Raw genomic sequence first — 18,563 nt, 5'->3', positions numbered from 1 at the left:
TCACAACGGACATCGCGCCACCCGGCAGCGTCGCGGGCCTCGGCCCGCAAAAACAAAATGCCTGCATCAGCAGCGCTGACGCAGGCATTCATGGCTTCACGCGAAGGCGTGCAGTGCATCCATTCGCGCTGCCATCCGGACGATCCTGGGGTGCTTACTTGCGCAGGCCCAGCTTCTCGATCAGCGAACGATAGCGGTCGGCATCGTTGGCCTTGAGGTAGTCCAGCAGGCGGCGACGACGGCTCACCATGCGCAGCAGGCCGCGGCGGCTGTGGTGATCCTTCATGTTGGCCTTGAAGTGGGGGGTCAGTTCGTTGATGCGGTTGGTCAGCAGGGCGACCTGGACTTCGGGGCTGCCGGTGTCGTTGGTTGCGCGTGCGAACTGCTTGATGATGTCGGTCTTGCTGCTGGTTTCGGCTGCTGCCATGATGATTTCCTTTTCACTTGCGAACGCTACAGCGCGGAATGCGCCGCCTGCGTCGTGCCTTTTGCATTGCCCTTTTGCATTGCTTGTGCTGCTGGTTTGCGATGCTTGCGTTGCTTTTCAGGCATATTTGCCGCCGCCCGCCCCGTGGATGACCCCGGTTTGGCCGTGACAGCCGGCGATTATAGCGGAAATCCGGCCGCGCTTGCCAGCAAATCCCTCAGAACCGTTCCATCTGGCACGTCGTCGGCAATGTGGTCTGCGCTGCCTTCAGTTTCCTGACCGTGCGGAAGCCGTAGCCCGAGCCCTCGTTGTCGAAGCGCACCTCCCCGCCCTGCTTCTCCATCACCGACACGTAGAGCGGCTGCAGCACCTGGTGGTCGCTGGCGCGGATGGTGGCCTCGTGGAAGTCGTTGACGTAGCGCATGTCCTCCAGCGCGTGCGCCACCTTGACGGCGTCGGTCGAGCCGGCCCGCTCGATCGCGCGCGCCAGCATCTCGACCATCATCTGCATGCGCAGGTGGACGTAGTCGTCGCGCGGCTCGGGGTAGCGCGCGCGGAAGGCCCGGTAGAACGCATCCGAGGCGGCGCCGCCCACGTTCGGGTGCCATTCGGCCACCGCCAGCACCCGCCCCACCCCGGCGTCGCCCATCGCCGCGGGCGCGCCCAGGCCGTTGCCGTAGAAGGTGTAAAACCTGGCGTTCAGGCCGCCTTCGCGCGCGGCCTTGACCATCAGCGTCAGGTCGTTGCCCCAGTTGCCGGTGATGACGGCGTCCGCGCCGCTGGCCTTGATCTTGGCGATGTACGGCGCGAAATCCTTGATCTTGCCGATCGGGTGGAATTCGTCGCCGACGATGCGCAGGTCGGGGCGCTTGGCGGCCAGCATCTCGCGCGCCGAGCGCGCCACCTGGTGGCCGAAGCTGTAGTCCTGGTCGATCAGATAGACGCGGCGCACGCCCGCGTCGGCGCGGATGACCTCGGTCAGCGCCTGCATGCGCATGTCGGCGCTGGCGTCGAAGCGGAAGTGCCAGAAGCTGCAGTTCTCGTTGGTCAGCGCCGGGTCGACCGCCGAGTAGTTGAGGAACAGCACGCGCGCGTCGGGCTGGCGCTGGTTGTGGCGGTTGACCGCGCCGACCAGCGCGGCGGCCACCGCCGAGCTGTTGCCCTGCAGGACGAACGGCATGTGGCGGTCGGTCAGCGCGCGGAACTGCATCAGGCTCTCGTCGACGTTGCCCTTGCTGTCGAGCGTGACCAGCTCGAACGGGCGCGCGCCCTGCGCGGTCTTCACGCCGCCGCGCGCATTGACGCGCTCCACGGCGATGCGCAGGTTGCGCACCACCGCGTCGCCGGCGTTGGCGAACGGACCGGACAACCCTTCGATCATGCCCAGCCGGATCGGCTCCTGCGCGCCCGCGCCCGCGGCGGCCAGCGCCAGCAGGCAGCCGGCCAGCCATCGTCTACTCCACATCGAGAGCCCTCCCGTCGAAAGCGATGCATGGTAAGCCACGGACGCGGGCCGAGGCAAACCGCGGCGGCCCTCGCCCGACAGAAAGCGCGGCGCCGCGAAGGCGGCACCATGACGCCCGTTGCCACGGGATGCGCGCCGGATGCCGGCGCCGCTGAAGCCCGCGCATTGCGCGCGGGGAGCGCGAGAAGCCGCAAAGACGGCGCGAAGGAAGCGCAAAGACAGCGCAAAAGAAAGCCCAAACGAAACGCAAAACGCCCGCCAGCGTCCTCGTGGGAAACGGGCGGGCCGGTTCAAGCCGCGTGGCCGGATAGGCCGCGGGCTTGCCGCGGGGATCCGGGTCAGATCTGCGGGTTGATCTTCTGCACGGCCTTGTCGTGCAGCTTGTTCAGCGCGGCCAGGTAGGCCTTGGCCGAAGCCGCCACGATGTCCGGGTCCGTGCCGACGCCGTTGACGATGCGCCCGGCCTTGGACAGGCGCACCGTCACTTCGCCCTGGGCCTGGGTGCCCGTGGTGATGGCGTTGACCGAATACAGCACCTGCTCGGCGCCGCTGTTGACCTTGCTTTCGATCGCATGCAGGGTGGCGTCGACCGGGCCGTTGCCCTCGGCTTCGCCGATCAGTTCCTGGCCGTCCATGTTGAAGACCACGCGCGCGTGCGGACGCTCGCCGGTTTCCGAGCGCTGCGACAGCGAGATGAAGCGGAAGTGGTCGTTGACGTCGTGGGCCTCGTCGGAAACGATGGCCATGATGTCTTCGTCGAAGATCTCGGCCTTCTGGTCGGCCAGTTCCTTGAAGCGCGCGAAGGCGGCGTTGATCTCGCTTTCGCTGTCGAGCGTGATGCCGAGCTCCTGCAGGCGCTGCTTGAACGCGTTGCGGCCCGAGAGCTTGCCCAGCACGATCTTGTTGGCGCTCCAGCCCACGTCCTCGGCGCGCATGATCTCGTAGGTGTCGCGCGCCTTGAGCACGCCGTCCTGGTGGATGCCCGAGGCGTGCGCGAACGCGTTGGCGCCGACCACGGCCTTGTTGGGCTGCACCACGAAGCCGGTGATCTGCGAGACCAGCTTGGAGGCCGGCACGATCTGCGTGGTGTCCACGCCGACGTCCATGTCGAAGTAGTCGCGGCGCGTCTTGACCGCCATCACCACCTCTTCGAGACTGGTGTTGCCGGCACGCTCGCCGAGGCCGTTGATGGTGCACTCGACCTGGCGCGCGCCGCCGAGCTTGACCGCCGCCAGCGAATTGGCCACCGCCATGCCGAGGTCGTTGTGGCAGTGCACGGACCAGATCGCCTTGTCGGAATTGGGGATGCGCTCGCGCACCGAGCGGATCAGCGCGGCGTAGCCTTCCGGCACCGCGTAGCCGACCGTGTCGGGCAGGTTGATGGTGGTGGCGCCCTCGGCGATCACGCCTTCGAGCACGCGGCACAGGAAGTCCATGTCCGAACGGCTGCCGTCCTCGGGCGAGAACTCGATGTCGTCGGTGAACTGGCGCGCGAAGCGCACGGCCAGGCGGGCCTGCTCATAGACCTGGTCCGGCGTCATGCGCAGCTTCTTCTCCATGTGCAGCGCCGAGGTGGCGATGAAGGTATGGATGCGGAACGAGTTGGCCGGCTTGAGCGCCTCGGCGGCGCGGGCGATGTCCTTGTCGTTGGCGCGGGCCAGCGAGCAGATGGTGGAGTCCTTGACCACCTGGGCGATCGCGCGGATGGCCTCGAAATCGCCGTTGGAGCTGGCCGCGAAGCCGGCTTCGATCACGTCCACCCTCAGGCGCTCCAGCTGGCGCGCGATGCGGATCTTTTCCTCGCGGGTCATGGAGGCGCCGGGCGACTGCTCGCCGTCGCGCAAGGTGGTGTCGAAAATGATGAGTTTGTCGGACATGGATGGGGCTCCTGGGCTTTATCTGTTGTGCTTGGCGTCTGGCGGGCCTGGCCTGTTCTCGCTGCGCCGGCGCTGAATGCAGAACGCCCCGGCGTGCAGTGAAGCAGGCCGGGGCGTTTGTGAATCCTGTGTGACTTTGCGCGAGGGTGTTGGCTTCCCTCAGCGCGAACGCATCCCGACCTGATGGCCTAGTAGGCCACCTAGCGTGGTGCGGGCGAGTAGGGCTTGGCGCGAAATCATGTCAGCGACTATAGCCGAGAAGCCGGGCGCGCGCAACATGGACGCATCAATCGTGCCGATAGTCGATGCCCGATGGCCGCAGGCGGTGTCTGCGCCGCCCCGGCCATCGGTGCCCCGCCGTCAGGCCTTCGGCGGGATGCGCAGCTTCTGCCCCGGATAGATCTTGTCCGGGTTCGACAGCATCGGGCGGTTGGCCTCGAAGATGGCGGTGTACAGCGCGCCGTTGCCGTAGGCGGTCTGGGAGATCGCCCACAGCGTGTCGCCCTTGACCACGGTGTGCCATTGCGACTCGGCCGTCTCCACGTTGACCGACATCTTGTCGTCGACCTTGTCCACGCCCTGCACGTTGCCGCAGCACAGGATGATCTTCTCGCGCGTGGCCTGGTCGGGCGCCACGCCGAACACCGTCACCAGCCCCTGCGAGCCGTCCACCTGCACCGTCAGCCCGGTGGCGTCCAGGCCCATCTGCCTGATGTAGCCCTCGATGGCGTCGCCAGCGGCGCGGTTGGCCGCGTCGGCATCGGCCGCGGGCGCGGCAGCTGGCGTGGCCGCCTTGGCCTCGCCGCCGCCGAACAGTTTCTCTCCTGCTTCCTTGATGAAGTCGAGCATGCCCATGAGAACCTCCTGTGATCGTGAAAAGGAACAACAACGCAACAGCGGCGCAACAGCAGCCGGGATCAGAGAGCCAAGATAAGAGAGCGGCGGTAAAAGAGCGAGCACTGAAGAGTAAAAAAAAGAAAAGGCGCCGCAGCGCCTTTTCACCGGAACGGCTCAGGAACGTTCGTTCCCGCCGTCGCGCGCCTTGCGCACGCCGGCCGGCTGCCCGTGCAGCGCGCGCCAGCCCCACAGCAGGTAGCCGGAGATCGCGTAGGCCACGAACAGCCCGAACAGCGCCACCGGCGGGTCGGTCGACACCACCACGAACAGCACCAGCACCAGCACCATCATGCCGAACGGCACGCGGTAGCGCACGTCGAGCGCCTTGCCGCTGTAGAACGGCGCGTTCGACACCATCGACAGCCCGGCGTACAGCGTGATGCCGAACGCCACCCACGGCATCCACAAATCCTTGACCGGCAGCTTGTTGTCGATCACCAGCCACACGAAGCCGGCCACCAGCGCCGCCGCCGCCGGGCTGGGCAGCCCCTGGAAGAAGCGCTTGTCGACCACGCCGATGTTGGCGTTGAAGCGCGCCAGGCGCAGCGCGGCGCAGGTGCAGTAGACGAAGGCGGCGATCCAGCCCCATTTGCCGAGGTCGTGCAGGATCCACTCGTACATCACCAGCGCCGGCGCCACGCCGAACGAGGTCATGTCGGACAGCGAGTCGTACTGCTCGCCGAACGCGCTCTGGGTATTGGTGATGCGCGCCACGCGGCCGTCCATGCCGTCCAGCACCATCGCCGCGAAGATGGCGATGGCCGCCGTGTCGAAGCGCATGTTCATGGCCTGCACGATGGCGAAGAAGCCGGCGAACAGCGCCGCGGTGGTGAAGGCGTTGGGCAGCAGGTAGATGCCGCGCCGGCGCGGCCGCACGTATTCGATGTCGGGGTCGGCGGCATCGTCGTAGCCGTCCGGCTCGCCGCCGCGCAACTGGTTGTGGCGGAACGGACGCAGATGCGTCACGTTGCCGTTGCTGGCGCGCTTGTTGCGCCGGTTGAATGCACCCATGCCTGTTTTCTCCAGTGGCCGCGGGCCGGATCAGTCCAGCTCGGCCAGGACCGTCGACGACGCCGACACTTTCTCGCCGATGGTCACGCGCGGGCGCGCGTCCACGGGCAGGTACACGTCCACGCGCGAGCCGAAGCGGATGAAGCCGTAGCGCTGGCCGCGCGACAGGGTCTCCCCCACCCGGGTATAGCAGAGGATGCGGCGCGCCACCAGCCCGGCGACCTGCACCAGCGTCACCACCTTGCCGTCGCCGGCGCGGCGGATCACCACGGCGTTGCGCTCGTTCTCGAGCGAGGCCTTGTCGAGGTCGGCGTTGACGAACTTGCCGGGGAAGTATTCGACCTTCTCCACCTGGCCGTCCACCGACACGCGGTTCGAGTGCACGTTGAACACGTTCATGAACACGCTGATCTTCAGCGCCTCGCGCCCGGCATAGGGGTCCTGGGTTTTCTCGACCACCACGATGCGGCCGTCGGCCGGGGCCAGCACGGCGTTCGGCTGGGCCGGGATCGGCCGCGGCGGGTCGCGGAAGAACTGCAGCACGAACAGCGTGACGATCCACAGCGGCAGGGCCCACCAGAAGCCGGCGCTGACCTGCACCAGCAGCGAGATGACAAAGGCAATGCCCAGGAACGGCCAGCCTTCACGGGCGATCAGCGGATGAGGATAGTTCATGCAATGCTTGGTAGAAGGTAAAGTCTGACAAGGATAACAAAAAGCCGTCCAGCCCCCGCGCGAAAGCGCCCCCGGAAGCGGGGACCGAACGCGCGGAAGGCCGGACGGCCGCGGCCCGCCGCGCGAAACGGCGGGCCCAGGACTGCATTCCGACTTAGTTCTTCGACTGGTCGACCAGCTTGTTCTTGGCGATCCAGGGCATCATGGCGCGCAGCTTGGCGCCCACTTCCTCGATCTGGTGCTCGGCCGTCAGGCGGCGGCGCGAGATCAGGGTCGGCGCGCCGGCCTTGTTCTCGAGCAGGAAGCTCTTGGCGTACTCGCCGGTCTGGATGTCGGTCAGGCACTGCTTCATGGCCTTCTTGGTCTCCGCGGTCACGACGCGCGGGCCGGTGACGTACTCGCCGTATTCGGCGTTGTTGGAGATCGAGTAGTTCATGTTGGCGATGCCGCCTTCATAGATCAGGTCGACGATCAGCTTCAGTTCGTGCAGGCACTCGAAGTAGGCCATTTCCGGCGCGTAGCCGGCTTCCACCAGCGTCTCGAAGCCGGCCTTGATCAGCTCGACGGTGCCGCCGCACAGCACGGCCTGCTCGCCGAACAGGTCGGTTTCGGTTTCTTCGCGGAAGTTGGTCTCGATGATGCCGGCGCGGCCGCCGCCGTTGGCGGTGGCGTACGACAGGGCGATGTCACGGGCGGCGCCGGACTTGTTCTGGTGCACGGCGATCAGGTGGGGCACGCCGCCGCCTTGCGCGTAGGTCGAGCGCACGGTGTGGCCCGGGGCCTTCGGCGCGATCATGATCACGTCGAGGTCGGCGCGCGGGATCACGGCGCCGTAGTGCACGTTGAAGCCGTGGGCGAAGGCCAGCGCGGCGCCTTCCTTGATGTTGTCGTGCACTTCGTTCTTGTACACCTCGGCGATCTGCTCGTCCGGCAGCAGGATCATGACCACGTCGGCGGACTTGACCGCCTCGGCCACTTCCTTGACCTGCAGGCCGGCGTTGACGGCCTTGTTCCACGATGCGCCGCTCTTGCGCAGGCCGACCGTGACCTTGACGCCCGAGTCGTTCAGGTTCTGCGCGTGGGCGTGGCCTTGCGAGCCGTAGCCGATGATGGTGACGTTCTTGCCCTTGATCAGGGAGAGGTCGGCGTCCTTGTCGTAAAACACTTTCATGATGGTTCCTTCAAGCTTTCGTTTTCGTGTGTCGGGGTAGCGGCTGCCACGCGGCGCGCGGCGATGCCGCCCGGGGATACTGCAATCGGGTCAGACCTTCAGGATCCGTTCGCCGCGGCCGATGCCCGAGCCGCCGGTACGGACGGTCTCGAGGATGGCGGCGCGGTCGATGGCGTCGAGGAAGGCGTCGAGCTTGACGCCGTTGCCGGTCAGCTCGATGGTGTAGGTCTTCTCGGTGACGTCGATGATGCGGCCGCGGAAGATGTCGGCGGTGCGCTTCATTTCCTCGCGCTCCTTGCCGACCGCGCGCACCTTGACGAGCATCAGCTCACGCTCGATGTGCGCGCCTTCGGTCAGGTCCACCACCTTGACCACCTCCACCAGGCGGTTCAGGTGCTTGGTGATCTGCTCGATCACGTCGTCGGAGCCGCTCGTGACGATGGTCATGCGCGACAGCGAGGCGTCCTCGGTGGGTGCCACCGTCAGCGTCTCGATGTTGTAGCCGCGCGCCGAGAACAGGCCGACCACGCGCGACAGCGCGCCCGGTTCGTTTTCCAGCAGGACCGAAATGATATGTCGCATCACAGGTCCTCCGCGCCGAGCAGCATCTCGGAGATGCCCTTGCCGGCCTGCACCATCGGCCACACGTTTTCGGTGGGGTCGGTCTGGAAGTCGAGGAACACGGTACGGTCTTTCAGGCGGAACGCTTCGCGCAGCGCGGGCTCGACGTCCGAGGTCTTCTCGATGCGCATGCCGACGTGGCCATAGGCCTCGGCCAGCTTGACGAAGTCGGGCAGCGCGTCCATGTAGGAGTGCGAGTAGCGGTTGTCGTACTCGATCTCCTGCCACTGGCGCACCATACCGAGATAGCGGTTGTTGAGCGCGCAGATCTTGACCGGGGTGTCGTACTGCAGGCAGGTCGACAGTTCCTGGATGCACATCTGGATCGAGCCTTCGCCGGTGATGGTCACCACTTCCTTCTCGGGGAAGGCTTTCTTGATGCCCATCGCATACGGCAGGCCCACGCCCATCGTGCCCAGGCCGCCGGAATTGATCCAGCGGCGCGGCTGGTCGAACTTGTAGAACTGCGCGGCCCACATCTGGTGCTGGCCGACGTCCGAGCAGATGTACGCATCGCCCTTGGTCAGTTCCCAGATCTTCTCGACCACGTACTGCGGCTTGATGATCTCGGAATTGCGGTCGTACTTGAGGCAGTCCACCGAGCGCCACTGCTCGATCTGCTCCCACCAGCGGGCCAGGGCCTCGCGCCGGGGCTTGACGTCGCTGGCCTGCAGCTGCGAGATCAGCTCCTGCAGCACGTCCTTGACGTTGCCCACGATGGGGATGTCCACCTTGACGCGCTTCGAGATCGAAGACGGGTCGATGTCGATGTGGATGATCTTGCGCGGCTGCGAGGTGAAGTGCCCCGGGTTGCCGATCACGCGGTCGTCGAAGCGCGCGCCGATGGCGATCAGCACGTCGCAGTTCTGCATGGCCATGTTGGCTTCATACGTGCCGTGCATGCCGAGCATGCCGACGAACTGCTTGCTGGTGCCGGGGAACGAGCCCAGGCCCATCAGCGTGTTGGTGACCGGATGGCCGGTCAGCGCGGCCAGCTGGCGCAGCTCCTCGCTGGCGTTGGCCAGCACCACCCCGCCGCCGGCGTAGATGAACGGCCGCTCGGCGCCCTGCAACAGCGCGAGCGCCTTGCGGATCTGGCCCGAATGGCCCTTGTTCACCGGGTTGTACGAGCGCATGTCGATCGACTTGGGATACTCGTACTTGCAGGCGTTGCGCGAGACGTCCTTGGGGATGTCCACCACCACCGGGCCGGGACGGCCGGTCGCGGCGATGTAGAACGCCTTCTTGATGGTCGAAGCGAGATCGCGGACGTCCTTGACCAGGAAGTTGTGCTTGACGATCGGGCGGGTGATGCCGACCGTGTCGCACTCCTGGAATGCGTCCTGGCCGATGGCGTGGGTCGGCACGTTGCCGGTGATCACCACCATCGGGATCGAATCCAGGTAGGCCGTGGCGATGCCCGTCACCGCGTTGGTGACGCCGGGACCCGAAGTCACCAGGGCGCAGCCCACCTTGCCGGTCGCGCGCGCATAGCCGTCCGCGGCATGGACCGCAGCCTGCTCGTGGCGCACCAGGATGTGCTCGATCTTCTTCTGCTTGTAGAACTCGTCGTAGATATACAGCACTGCGCCGCCGGGGTAGCCCCAGACGTACTCGACGCCTTCTTCGGCAAGTGCGTGAACGAGGATTTCCGCACCGATCATTTCGGGTGCGGCAGATGAATTGCTGTCTGCGTGGGAGAATTCCGCGCTGGGCATGTTCATTTCAGTCCTTTGCAATTTTCGGCAAAAAATTGTTCGGATGCTCTCTGCCGGGCTTGTGGCGCGGGTTCAAGCGGTGCGCGTCTGCATGGTAGACCGCCTCATAAGCGGCCTGATGAGACAACCACTGATGTCGTGAACCAACGATGATACCGCAATGCATCAGGCTGGTCTACGGCTTTCTGCCTGCCCGGGCGCGCCCGGCGCGGTGCGGTTTTCCGCGCGCGCCGCGGCCATTGCAGCCCGTGCCGGCGGGCCCGTGAATGACCGCAACAAAGAACAAAGATGGTCACCCACAGGGTTATTTGCTAGCATTCCCCCCATTTTGGACGTGCGGGCAGCCGTAACCCGCACATCCACCGGCCGCGGCCTCACCGTCTGTACCCCGCCTGCATGGCAACCGATCAGGAACTATCCGACTTTCTCGCCAGCGTCGAGCGGCGCGCCTTCAAACAGGCCGTGTTTGCGGTGCGCGACGACGAGGCCGCCCTGGACATCGTCCAGGACGCCATGATCAAGCTCGCCGAGAAATACGGCGACAAGAGCGCCGGCGAACTGCCGCCGCTGTTCCAGCGCATACTGCAGAACACCATCCACGACTGGTTCCGCCGTCAGAAGGTGCGAAACACCTGGGTCACGCTGTTTTCCAACCTGCGCGACGACCGGGAAGGCGAAGATAATGACCTGCTCGACACTTTCGAGGCCGAAATCGGCTCCGAATCCGCCGAAAGCAGCGCCGACAAAGTGGAACGCGCCCAGACCATGCACATCATCGAACAGGAGATCCAGCGCCTGCCGACACGTCAACGCGAAGCTTTCCTGATGCGTTACTGGGAGGATATGGACGTCGCGGAAACGGCTGCTGTCATGGGATGCTCGGAAGGCAGCGTCAAGACTCACTGTTCCCGCGCCACGCACACACTGGCGCAGGCATTGCGAGCGCGGGGGGTCCGACTATGAGTAACAGAAACGAAAAAGAAATCAATGAACGCCGCCTGGCACACGAGATTCGCACGGCACTGGATGCCTCGGCGAACGCGTTGCCGGCCAATGTGACCGAACGGCTCGCCGCCGCGCGGCGCATGGCGCTGTCGCGCCGCAAGGCGCATGCCGCGGTGGCCGCGCCGCAGCTGGCCACGGCCGGCGCGGCCACGGTCTCGTTCGACGAAGACGATTCGCCGCTGCACCGCGCGGGCGCCTGGCTGCGCCGCCTCGGGCTGGTGTGGACGCTGGTGGCGCTGGGCGCCGGCCTGATCGGCATCTACCACTGGCAGCAGCAGAAGCGCGTGGACGAGCTCGCCGACGTGGATGCCGCCATGCTGCTCGACGACCTGCCGCCGGCGGCCTACGCCGACCAGGGCTTCCACGTGTTCCTGAAACGCGGTCAGCAATAGCGATGGCCAGCACCCCTTCGCGCCGCGCCGCGCCACGCCGGCGGCTGGCAGGCTTGCTGCTGGCCGGCGCCGCCGCGGCCGCCGCCTGGCTGTCCGCGCCGCTGGCGTGCCAGGCCCAGGGCGGCCGCGCCACCGGCGCTTCTGCCGCCACCAGCCCCGTCAACGCGCATCCGACCTGGGCCGAGCTCTCCGTCGTGCAGCAACGCGTGCTCGCCCCGCTGCAAGGCGAGTGGAACAACTTCCCCGAACTGAATCGCCGCAAATGGGTGCAGATCGCGGAGCGCTACCCGAAATTCTCGCCGGCCGAGCAGGCGCGCCTGCAGACGCGCATGACCGAATGGGTCAAGATGACGCCGCAGCAGCGCCGGCTGGCGCGCGAGAACTACCAGATCACGCGCTCGCTGCCGCCGCAGAAGAAGGCCGAAGCCTGGGACAAGTACCAGCAACTGCCTGAAGAACAGAAGAAGAACCTGGCCGCCGCCGAGAAGGTGCCGCGCCGCCCGGGCGCGGTCAGCGCCCTGCCCTCGGGCAAGCGGCTGCCCGCCGAGACCACGCGCCAGCTGCACCTCGAGAAGAAGGTGCCGGCCGCCGCGCACATGGCCGCCCACCACCCCGCCTCCGACGCCGGCGCGCATGTGCCCGACCTGCCGGCCGCCGCGCCGGCAGCCGGCACAGTGGCGCCCGCCGCGATCCTCGCCGCGCCCGATGCGCCGCACGACGCCGGCGCCGGCGCCGAGCCCGCGGCCAGCAACGCCGGCGGACCGGCCAGCCCCGACGAGCCGGTCCGCCGATAAGCGCGGCTGCCCGGCCAACTGCCGCCGGCCGGGCTTTGGCATAATGCGCGTTGCGCCCGGGCGCGCCGCCGTCGCCGCATCTGTCGCCGCGTCCGTCCTTTGTGCCTGACTTCGTGACCGGCTTCGTGACCGGCTTGGTGACCGTCCTCGCGCCGGTCTCCCTGACCGTCGCGACGCCCTTCCTCCCGGCCGGCACCTGGCCGGCACCGCCCTTGCCCAATTCCGCCATGCCCGCCGCCGCCACCTCCCGTACCAGCACCAAGCCAGCCGCCCCGGCCGGCGCCCCTCGCCCGGCGCCCTCGCTGCGCCGCCGCGTCGCCTGCATGCTCTACGAGGGCGTGCTGCTGTTCGGCGTGCTGAGCGCCTCCACCGCGCTCTACCTGCTGGCGCGGCCGGTGCTGCGGCGCCTCGGCGTGGACGGCGAGCTCGCCATGCAGGCATGGAGCTTTCTGGTGCTGGGCTGCTACTTCGTCTGGTTCTGGCAGCGCAACGGCCAGACCCTCGCCATGCAGACCTGGCGCATGCGCGTGGAAACCGCCGCCGGCGTGCCGCCGCGCTGGCCGCGCGCCGCCGCGCGCTACCTGCTGGCGTGGCTGTGGCTGCCGCCGTCGGCGGCCGTCGGGCACGCGCTCGGCCTGATCAAGGGGCCCTTCGTCGGCGTGCTCGCCGGCGGCCTGCTGATCTGGATCCTGCTGGCGTGGCTGGACCCGCGGCGCCAGTTCCTGCACGACCGCATGGCCGGCACCCGCCTGGCCGACCTGCGCCCGCCCCGGCCATGACGCTCTCGGCCGCCGCCTTGCGCCGCATCGCGGTGGCATTGCAGGCTGCCGCGGTGGCGGGCTGCGCGGTGGCGCTGCGCGAGCGCGCCGGCTGGACGCTCGGCGCCGGCCTGCTGGCCGGCCTGCTGCTGGTGCTGGGCCTGCTGGGGCTGTCGCTGGCCGGCGCCTTCGTGCTCTCGCTGGCCGGCTTCGGCGTGCCCGCCGGCCAGCGCCCGCCGCGGCCGCCGGCCCTGCTGGCGACCCGGCCCGCGCCGCTGGCGCCGGTGCCGGCGCTGGCCTGCTACCTGCACGAATACGCCGCCGTGCTGCGCATGTTCGACTGGCTCCAGCCGTTCTGCTCGCGGCGCCGCTTCACGCCGGCCCGCGCGCCCGGCTCGCGCCCGCCGCTGCTGCTGGTGCACGGCTACGGCTGCAACCACGCAGTCTGGCTGGACATGCAGCCGGCGCTGGCCGCGGCCGGCTACCACTGCGAGGCGATCGACCTCGAACCCGTGTTCGGCGACCTCGACCACTACGCGCTGCAGGTGCGCGCCGCCATCGCGCGCATCGCCGCCACCACCGGCCAGGCGCCGCTGCTGCTGTGCCACAGCATGGGCGGGCTGGCCGCGCGCGCGGCCGTGGCGGGACGCGGCAAGCCGCCGCCGTGCCGCGGCATCGTCACGCTCGGCTCGCCCCACCACGGCTGCGCGCTGGCGCGCTACGGCAGCGGCTTCAACGCGCGCCAGATGCGCTGCGGCAGCGCCTGGCTGCGCGCGCTGGCGGCGCGCGAGACCCCGCGCCAGCGCGCCGCGCTAGTGTCGGTGTTCAGCTGGCACGACTCCATCGCCGGCCCGGCCGGCTCGTCGTGGCTGGAAGGCGCCCACCACGTCGCGCTGTCCGGCGTCGGCCACGTCGGCCTGCTGCGCCACCCGCGCGCCACGCAGGCGGCGCTGGGCGCGCTGGCGCGACTGTGCGCGGTGGCGCCGGCCGCCTGACTCCGGGCCCGCGCGCGGCGCGCGGCGGCGGTGTTTGCCGGCGCGCCACAGTCATGTGACATTCATGTTTCCGTCACGGCTTCGTCATCGCCGGCTGGCCCAATGCAGCCATCGTCGATACCGAGGCCGCCATGGTTCAAGCCCTTCGTTCTGCCCGCGGACAACTGGCAAAGGCCGCGCAACTGCTGCGCGGCCGCACGGCGGAGTCCCCGCCGCGGCCCGGCTCCTCGTCCCTGCCCGCCGCGCTGGCCGCCTTCATGCCACCGGCCAGCACCCTGCAGCAACGCCCGCCCGCGCGCGGGGCTTCCACCCCCGCCTCCGCCAGCCTGCCGCCCCCCGCCACTACGCCCTCCGCCCCGCATCCCGCCCACCCGATCCGCCACTACCGCGCCATCTGGCTGTCCGACATCCATCTCGGCACCGCCGGCTGCCAGGCCGACTACCTGCTCGACTTCCTCAAGCACAACGAATCGGAACAGCTCTACCTGGTCGGCGACATCATCGACGGCTGGCAGCTGCGGCGCGGCTGGTACTGGCCGCAAAGCCACAACGACGTGGTGCAGAAGCTGCTGCGCAAGGCGCGCAAGGGCACCGAGGTGATCTACGTGCCCGGCAACCACGACGAAGTGGCGCGCCAGTTCGACGGCCTGGCCTTCGGCGACATCGCCGTGCGCGAGGACGCCATCCACGTCACCGCCACCGGGCGCCGCCTGTGGGTGGTGCACGGCGACCTGTTCGACGGCGTGGTGCAGCACGCGCGCTGGCTGGCCTACCTGGGCGACTCGCTCTACACGCTGATCCTGGCGCTGAACCGCCACTTCAACCGCGTCCGCGCACGCCTGGGCTTCCCGTACTGGTCGCTGTCGCAATACCTCAAGCACCAGGTCAAGAACGCGGTCAACTACATCAACTCGTTCGAGCAGGCGATGGTGGAGGAAGCGCGCCGCCGCGGCTGCGACGGCGTGATCTGCGGCCACATCCACAAGGCCGAGATCCGCGAGGTGGACGGCCAGCTCTACTGCAACGACGGCGACTGGGTGGAAAGCCTGTCGGCGCTGGTCGAGACGCAGGAAGGCGAACTGCAGATCGTCTACTGGACCAAGCTGCTCGACGCGCCCGCCACGAGCGGCCGCCGCGCCGCCGTCACGGCCGCCTGAGCCCGCGCCGGCCACCAACGCAGTCCCCCGGCCCCGGCCCCACCCCGCCGGGGCCGGGACTCACCCACGCGGCCCGCCGCAAGGAGCAGACATGAAGATCCTGATCGTCACCGATGCCTGGGAGCCGCAGGTCAACGGCGTGGTGCGCACCCTCAAGTCCACCCGCCGCGAACTGAGCGCGCTGGGGCATACGGTCGAACTGATCACGCCGCAGGAATTCCGCACCATTCCCTGCCCCACCTATCCCGAGATCTCGCTGTCCCTGTTCGCCGGCGCCAAGGTGCGCGAGCGCATCCGCGCGTTCGCGCCCGACGCGCTGCACATCGCCACCGAAGGCCCGCTCGGCCTGGCCGCGCGCCGCTACGCGCTGCGCGAGCAGCTGCCGTTCACCACCGCGTACCACACCCGCTTTCCCGAATACGTGCAGGCGCGCTTCGGCATCCCGCTGGCCTGGACCTACGCCTTCCTGCGCTGGTTCCACGGCTCGGCGCGCGCGGTGATGGCGCCCACGCCGGTGGTGCTGCAGGACCTGCGCCGCTACGGCATCGCGCACGGCGTGCTGTGGACGCGCGGCGTGGACCTGGACGTGTTCACCACGCAGCAGGCCAACGTGCTCAACACGGCCCATCCGATCTTCCTCTACGTGGGCCGCGTGGCGGTGGAAAAGAACGTCGAGGCCTTCCTCGCGCTCGACCTGCCCGGCTCCAAGTGGGTGGTCGGCGACGGCCCGGCGCTGGCCTCGCTGCGGGCGCGCTATCCGGGCGTGAACTACCTCGGCGTGCTGAGCCAGCCCGAGCTGGCCAAGGTGTATGCTTCAGCCGACGTCTTCGTGTTTCCGAGCCGCACCGACACCTTCGGCCTGGTACTGCTCGAGGCACTCGCCAGCGGCCTGCCCGTGGCGGCCTACCCCGTCACCGGCCCGATCGATGTGCTCGGCGAGAGCAGCGCCGGCGTGATGCATGAAGACCTGCGCGAAGCGTGCCTGGAGGCACTGCGCATCGACCGCGCCACCGCCCGCGCGCATGCCGAGCGGTTCTCGTGGCGCGCGGCCTCCGAGCAGTTCCTGACACACCTGCAGCCGCTGCCGGCCGCGCGCGACAACGCGCCCGGCGGCGCTGCCCGTCCCTCATCCGAACATGCCGACTCCGCATCGACCGCCCGTATCCAGCCGCCCGCCGGCGGCCCAGACCTCGGCGCCGGCCAAGGCTTCGCCGAACAGCGACTACACGATTGAGCAGAACCCGCACAAAGGCAACCGCGGGCTGGCGCGGGCCTGGCATGCGGGCATCAATTCCCTGTCCGGGCTGCGCTACGCGGTGCTGGAAGAAAGCGCCTTCCGCCAGGAACTGACGCTGGTGGCGATCCTCACGCCATGCGCGCTGTTCCTGCCGGTGGACGTCGTCGAGCGCATCCTGCTGCTGGGCACGCTGCTGCTGGTGCTGATCGTGGAGCTGCTCAACTCCAGCGTGGAAGCCGCGGTGGACCGCATCTCGCTGGAGCGCCACGGCCTGTCCAAGCGCGCCAAGGACTTCGGCAGCGCCGCCGTGATGCTGGCGCTGGTGCTGTGCGGCGGCACCTGGCTGGCGATCGCCGGGCCGATCGTGGTCGGCTGGCTGCGGCAACTGGCCGGATGAGGAGCGCGCGGCGGGAATGGGCGGCGGGATGAGTGGCGGGACGGATGCTGGAATGGGCGGCGAAATTGGCGGCAGGATAGGCGGCAGGATGGAGGCCATGCTTGCCGCATGCGGCAGTGCGGCAAGCGCGATTGCTTATAATCGCCTTCAACCCACCGAATTGCCGCTCGCCCGGCCGCCCATGGAATCCAAACCGCAACCCGGCCCGCGCCGCACCCGCGACCGCATCCTCGACGTCTCGCTGCGCCTGTTCAACGAGCTCGGCGAGCCCAACGTGACGACCACCACGATCGCGGAGGCGATGGAGATCAGCCCCGGCAATCTCTACTACCACTTCCGCAACAAGGACGACATCATCAACTCCATCTTCATGCTGTTCGAGCAGGAGATGGAGCGCCGCCTCAAGTTGCCGGAAGACCACAAGGCCACGCTGGACGAAAGCTGGGGCTACCTCCAGTACATGTCCGAGTTCCTGTGGAACTACCGCTTCCTGTACCGCGACATCAACGACCTGCTGGCGCGCAACCGCATGCTTGAAACCAACTTCAAGCGCATCGTCGAGCAGAAGAAGCGCCTGGCGATGGAGATCTGCCGCCAGTTCCAGGAAGACGGCGAGATGGAAGCCACGCCCGAGCAGGTCGACGCGATCTGCACCAACATGGTCGTGGTGTCCACCTACTGGCTGTCCTTCCAGTTCGTGCAGCACCCGCGCCAGTACAACGACCCGGACCAGATCCGCGGCTACCTGCACGGCGCCAGCTACCACATCTTCTCGATCCTCGCGCCCTACCTGCGCGGCAGGGCGCGCGAGGCGTTCGAGCAGCAGGCGCGCGAATACGCCGCCGCGCGCGCGGCCCAGACTCCCAACCAGAAGGAAGACAACAAGTGAAGTCCGTTTGCATCTACTGCGGCTCCAGCCCCGGCAACCGTCCCGAATACGCCGAAGCGGCGCGCGCGATGGGCAGGCTCCTGGCCGAGCGCGGCCTGGCGCTGGTCTACGGCGGCGGCAAGGTCGGGCTGATGGGCACCGTGGCCGATGCCGTGCTGGCGCACGGCGGCACCGCCATCGGCATCATCCCCGAGGCGCTGATGCAGAAGGAGGTGGGCCACCGCGGCCTGAGCGAGCTGCACGTGGTGCGCAACATGCACGAGCGCAAGCAGATGATGGCCGACCGCGCCGACGCCTTCGTCGCCATGCCCGGCGGCGTGGGCACCTTCGAGGAACTGTTCGAGACCTTCACCTGGCTGCAGCTCGGCTACCACGCCAAGCCGGTCGGCCTGCTCAACGCGGCCGGCTTCTACGACGGCATGCGCGGCTTCCTGCAGCACGCCGTCGACGAAGGCTTCCTCAAGCAGGTCCACAACGACCTGCTGCACGTCGACACCACGCCCGAAGGCATCCTCGACAAGCTCGCCCGCGCGCCGCGCGTGACCGTCGACAAGTGGCAGGAAAAGCGCGAGCAGACCTGAGTCCCGCGCGCCGGGTCCGCGGCCGCCTCGCGGCGGCCTTCAGCGCGGCACGTTGCGCATCCAGTCGGCGGTATCGAAGAACGCCTTCATCAGGCGCAGTTGCAGGTCGTCGGGCAGGCCCACGTCCTGCATCGCCAGCGCCATGCAGCGCAGCCACTGGTCGCGCTCGCTGGTGCCGATCTGGAACGGCAGGTGGCGCGCGCGCAGGCGCGGGTGGCCGAAGCGCTCGATGAAATGGTTGGGCCCGCCCAGCCAGCCGCACAGGAACCAGAACAGCTTGTCGCGCGAGCCGTCGAGCGAGGCGGGATGGAGCGAGCGCAGCCCCTTGAACTGCTCTTCCAGGTCCATCAGGTCGTAGAAGCGGTCCACCAGTTCGCGCACGCGCGCCTCGCCGCCGATCAGTTCGTAGGCGGTGGTCTCGGTGGCAGCAGCATCGGTGGTTTCAGTGGCTGCGGGGTTCGGATCGGTACTCATGAATGCTCGTCAGGTCGTCGGG

Annotated in this window: 20 protein-coding genes; 10 read left to right on the top strand and 10 right to left on the bottom strand. The window is 68.2% G+C overall.

All coding sequences use genetic code 11. From position 1 onward, the window contains the following. Positions 1-154 precede the first annotated feature (154 nt). The 9 genes from rpsO to ACWTPI_RS06245 all read right to left on the bottom strand — a co-directional run bounded on the left by rpsO (position 155) and on the right by ACWTPI_RS06245 (position 9,868). Positions 155-427: a 30S ribosomal protein S15 gene (gene rpsO, locus ACWTPI_RS06285; RefSeq protein WP_020203625.1), complete on the bottom strand. Its 273-nt coding sequence runs from the start codon at positions 425-427 to the stop codon at positions 155-157. Between the two features lie 217 nt (positions 428-644). Then, positions 645-1,892 carry a branched-chain amino acid ABC transporter substrate-binding protein gene (locus ACWTPI_RS06280; protein ID WP_020203624.1) on the bottom strand — a complete coding sequence of 416 codons (1,248 nt, stop codon included), beginning with the start codon at positions 1,890-1,892 and terminating at the stop codon, positions 645-647. Positions 1,893-2,230: 338 nt separating this feature from the next. After that, positions 2,231-3,769 (bottom strand): 2-isopropylmalate synthase, encoded by a 1,539-nt coding sequence (locus ACWTPI_RS06275; protein ID WP_020203623.1) that lies wholly within the window; start codon positions 3,767-3,769, stop codon positions 2,231-2,233. 360 nt (positions 3,770-4,129) lie between these two features. Then, positions 4,130-4,624, bottom strand: coding sequence for a peptidoglycan-binding protein LysM (gene lysM, locus ACWTPI_RS06270; protein ID WP_020203622.1), 495 nt, complete (start codon positions 4,622-4,624; stop codon positions 4,130-4,132). A 156-nt stretch (positions 4,625-4,780) separates the two neighbouring features. Further along, complete coding sequence (gene pssA / locus ACWTPI_RS06265) at positions 4,781-5,677, bottom strand: CDP-diacylglycerol--serine O-phosphatidyltransferase (RefSeq protein WP_020203621.1); 897 nt, start codon at positions 5,675-5,677, stop codon at positions 4,781-4,783. Between the two features lie 30 nt (positions 5,678-5,707). Then, the gene (locus ACWTPI_RS06260) at positions 5,708-6,352 is read right to left on the bottom strand and encodes a phosphatidylserine decarboxylase (RefSeq protein ID WP_020203620.1); all 645 of its coding nucleotides are present in this window, start codon (positions 6,350-6,352) and stop codon (positions 5,708-5,710) included. Positions 6,353-6,506: 154 nt separating this feature from the next. Further along, positions 6,507-7,523, bottom strand: coding sequence for a ketol-acid reductoisomerase (ilvC, locus tag ACWTPI_RS06255; RefSeq protein ID WP_454731211.1), 1,017 nt, complete (start codon positions 7,521-7,523; stop codon positions 6,507-6,509). A gap of 90 nt (positions 7,524-7,613) precedes the next feature. Then, on the bottom strand, positions 7,614-8,105 hold the full coding sequence (gene ilvN / locus ACWTPI_RS06250) for an acetolactate synthase small subunit (protein ID WP_020203618.1): 492 nt from the start codon (positions 8,103-8,105) through the stop codon (positions 7,614-7,616). After that, positions 8,105-9,868, bottom strand: a complete 1,764-nt coding sequence (locus ACWTPI_RS06245; protein WP_029043741.1) for an acetolactate synthase 3 catalytic subunit — start codon at positions 9,866-9,868, stop codon at positions 8,105-8,107. Before ACWTPI_RS06245 ends, ilvN begins: the two co-directional genes overlap by 1 nt. A 390-nt stretch (positions 9,869-10,258) precedes the next feature. On the opposite strand from ACWTPI_RS06245, the gene ACWTPI_RS06240 reads away from it, so the two are divergent. The 10 genes from ACWTPI_RS06240 (at position 10,259) to ACWTPI_RS06195 (ending at position 18,067) form a co-directional block, all read left to right on the top strand. Then, positions 10,259-10,825: an RNA polymerase sigma factor gene (locus ACWTPI_RS06240; protein WP_020203616.1), complete on the top strand. Its 567-nt coding sequence runs from the start codon at positions 10,259-10,261 to the stop codon at positions 10,823-10,825. After that, positions 10,822-11,259, top strand: a complete 438-nt coding sequence (locus ACWTPI_RS06235; protein ID WP_020203615.1) for a DUF3619 family protein — start codon at positions 10,822-10,824, stop codon at positions 11,257-11,259. The genes ACWTPI_RS06240 and ACWTPI_RS06235 overlap by 4 nt, the downstream gene beginning before the upstream one ends. Before the next feature lie 2 nt (positions 11,260-11,261). Further along, positions 11,262-12,053, top strand: coding sequence for a DUF3106 domain-containing protein (locus tag ACWTPI_RS06230; protein WP_454731210.1), 792 nt, complete (start codon positions 11,262-11,264; stop codon positions 12,051-12,053). Positions 12,054-12,280: 227 nt separating this feature from the next. Then, positions 12,281-12,832, top strand: coding sequence for an RDD family protein (locus tag ACWTPI_RS06225; protein WP_454732451.1), 552 nt, complete (start codon positions 12,281-12,283; stop codon positions 12,830-12,832). After that, positions 12,829-13,806: an esterase/lipase family protein gene (locus ACWTPI_RS06220; protein WP_059412994.1), complete on the top strand. Its 978-nt coding sequence runs from the start codon at positions 12,829-12,831 to the stop codon at positions 13,804-13,806. The genes ACWTPI_RS06225 and ACWTPI_RS06220 overlap by 4 nt, the downstream gene beginning before the upstream one ends. Positions 13,807-13,937: 131 nt before the next feature. After that, positions 13,938-14,963, top strand: coding sequence for a UDP-2,3-diacylglucosamine diphosphatase (locus ACWTPI_RS06215; RefSeq protein ID WP_059412995.1), 1,026 nt, complete (start codon positions 13,938-13,940; stop codon positions 14,961-14,963). Positions 14,964-15,054: 91 nt separating this feature from the next. Then, positions 15,055-16,197, top strand: a complete 1,143-nt coding sequence (locus ACWTPI_RS06210; RefSeq protein WP_020203032.1) for a glycosyltransferase family 4 protein — start codon at positions 15,055-15,057, stop codon at positions 16,195-16,197. After that, positions 16,100-16,597, top strand: a complete 498-nt coding sequence (locus ACWTPI_RS06205; RefSeq protein ID WP_020203031.1) for a diacylglycerol kinase — start codon at positions 16,100-16,102, stop codon at positions 16,595-16,597. The genes ACWTPI_RS06210 and ACWTPI_RS06205 overlap by 98 nt, the downstream gene beginning before the upstream one ends. 181 nt (positions 16,598-16,778) lie before the next feature. Further along, the gene (locus ACWTPI_RS06200) at positions 16,779-17,486 is read left to right on the top strand and encodes a TetR/AcrR family transcriptional regulator (RefSeq protein ID WP_020203030.1); all 708 of its coding nucleotides are present in this window, start codon (positions 16,779-16,781) and stop codon (positions 17,484-17,486) included. Continuing rightward, positions 17,483-18,067, top strand: a complete 585-nt coding sequence (locus ACWTPI_RS06195) for an LOG family protein (protein ID WP_020203029.1) — start codon at positions 17,483-17,485, stop codon at positions 18,065-18,067. The genes ACWTPI_RS06200 and ACWTPI_RS06195 overlap by 4 nt, the downstream gene beginning before the upstream one ends. Before the next feature lie 39 nt (positions 18,068-18,106). Here the strand turns inward: ACWTPI_RS06195 and ACWTPI_RS06190 are convergent, their stop codons facing one another. After that, complete coding sequence (locus ACWTPI_RS06190; RefSeq protein ID WP_454731209.1) at positions 18,107-18,541, bottom strand: group II truncated hemoglobin; 435 nt, start codon at positions 18,539-18,541, stop codon at positions 18,107-18,109. Between the last annotated feature and the right edge of the window lie 22 nt (positions 18,542-18,563).

The organism is Cupriavidus ulmosensis (genome assembly GCF_977008105.1).
The sequence above is the reverse complement of the archived record's forward strand: the minus strand, read 5'-3'. Positions and strand labels throughout refer to the sequence as shown.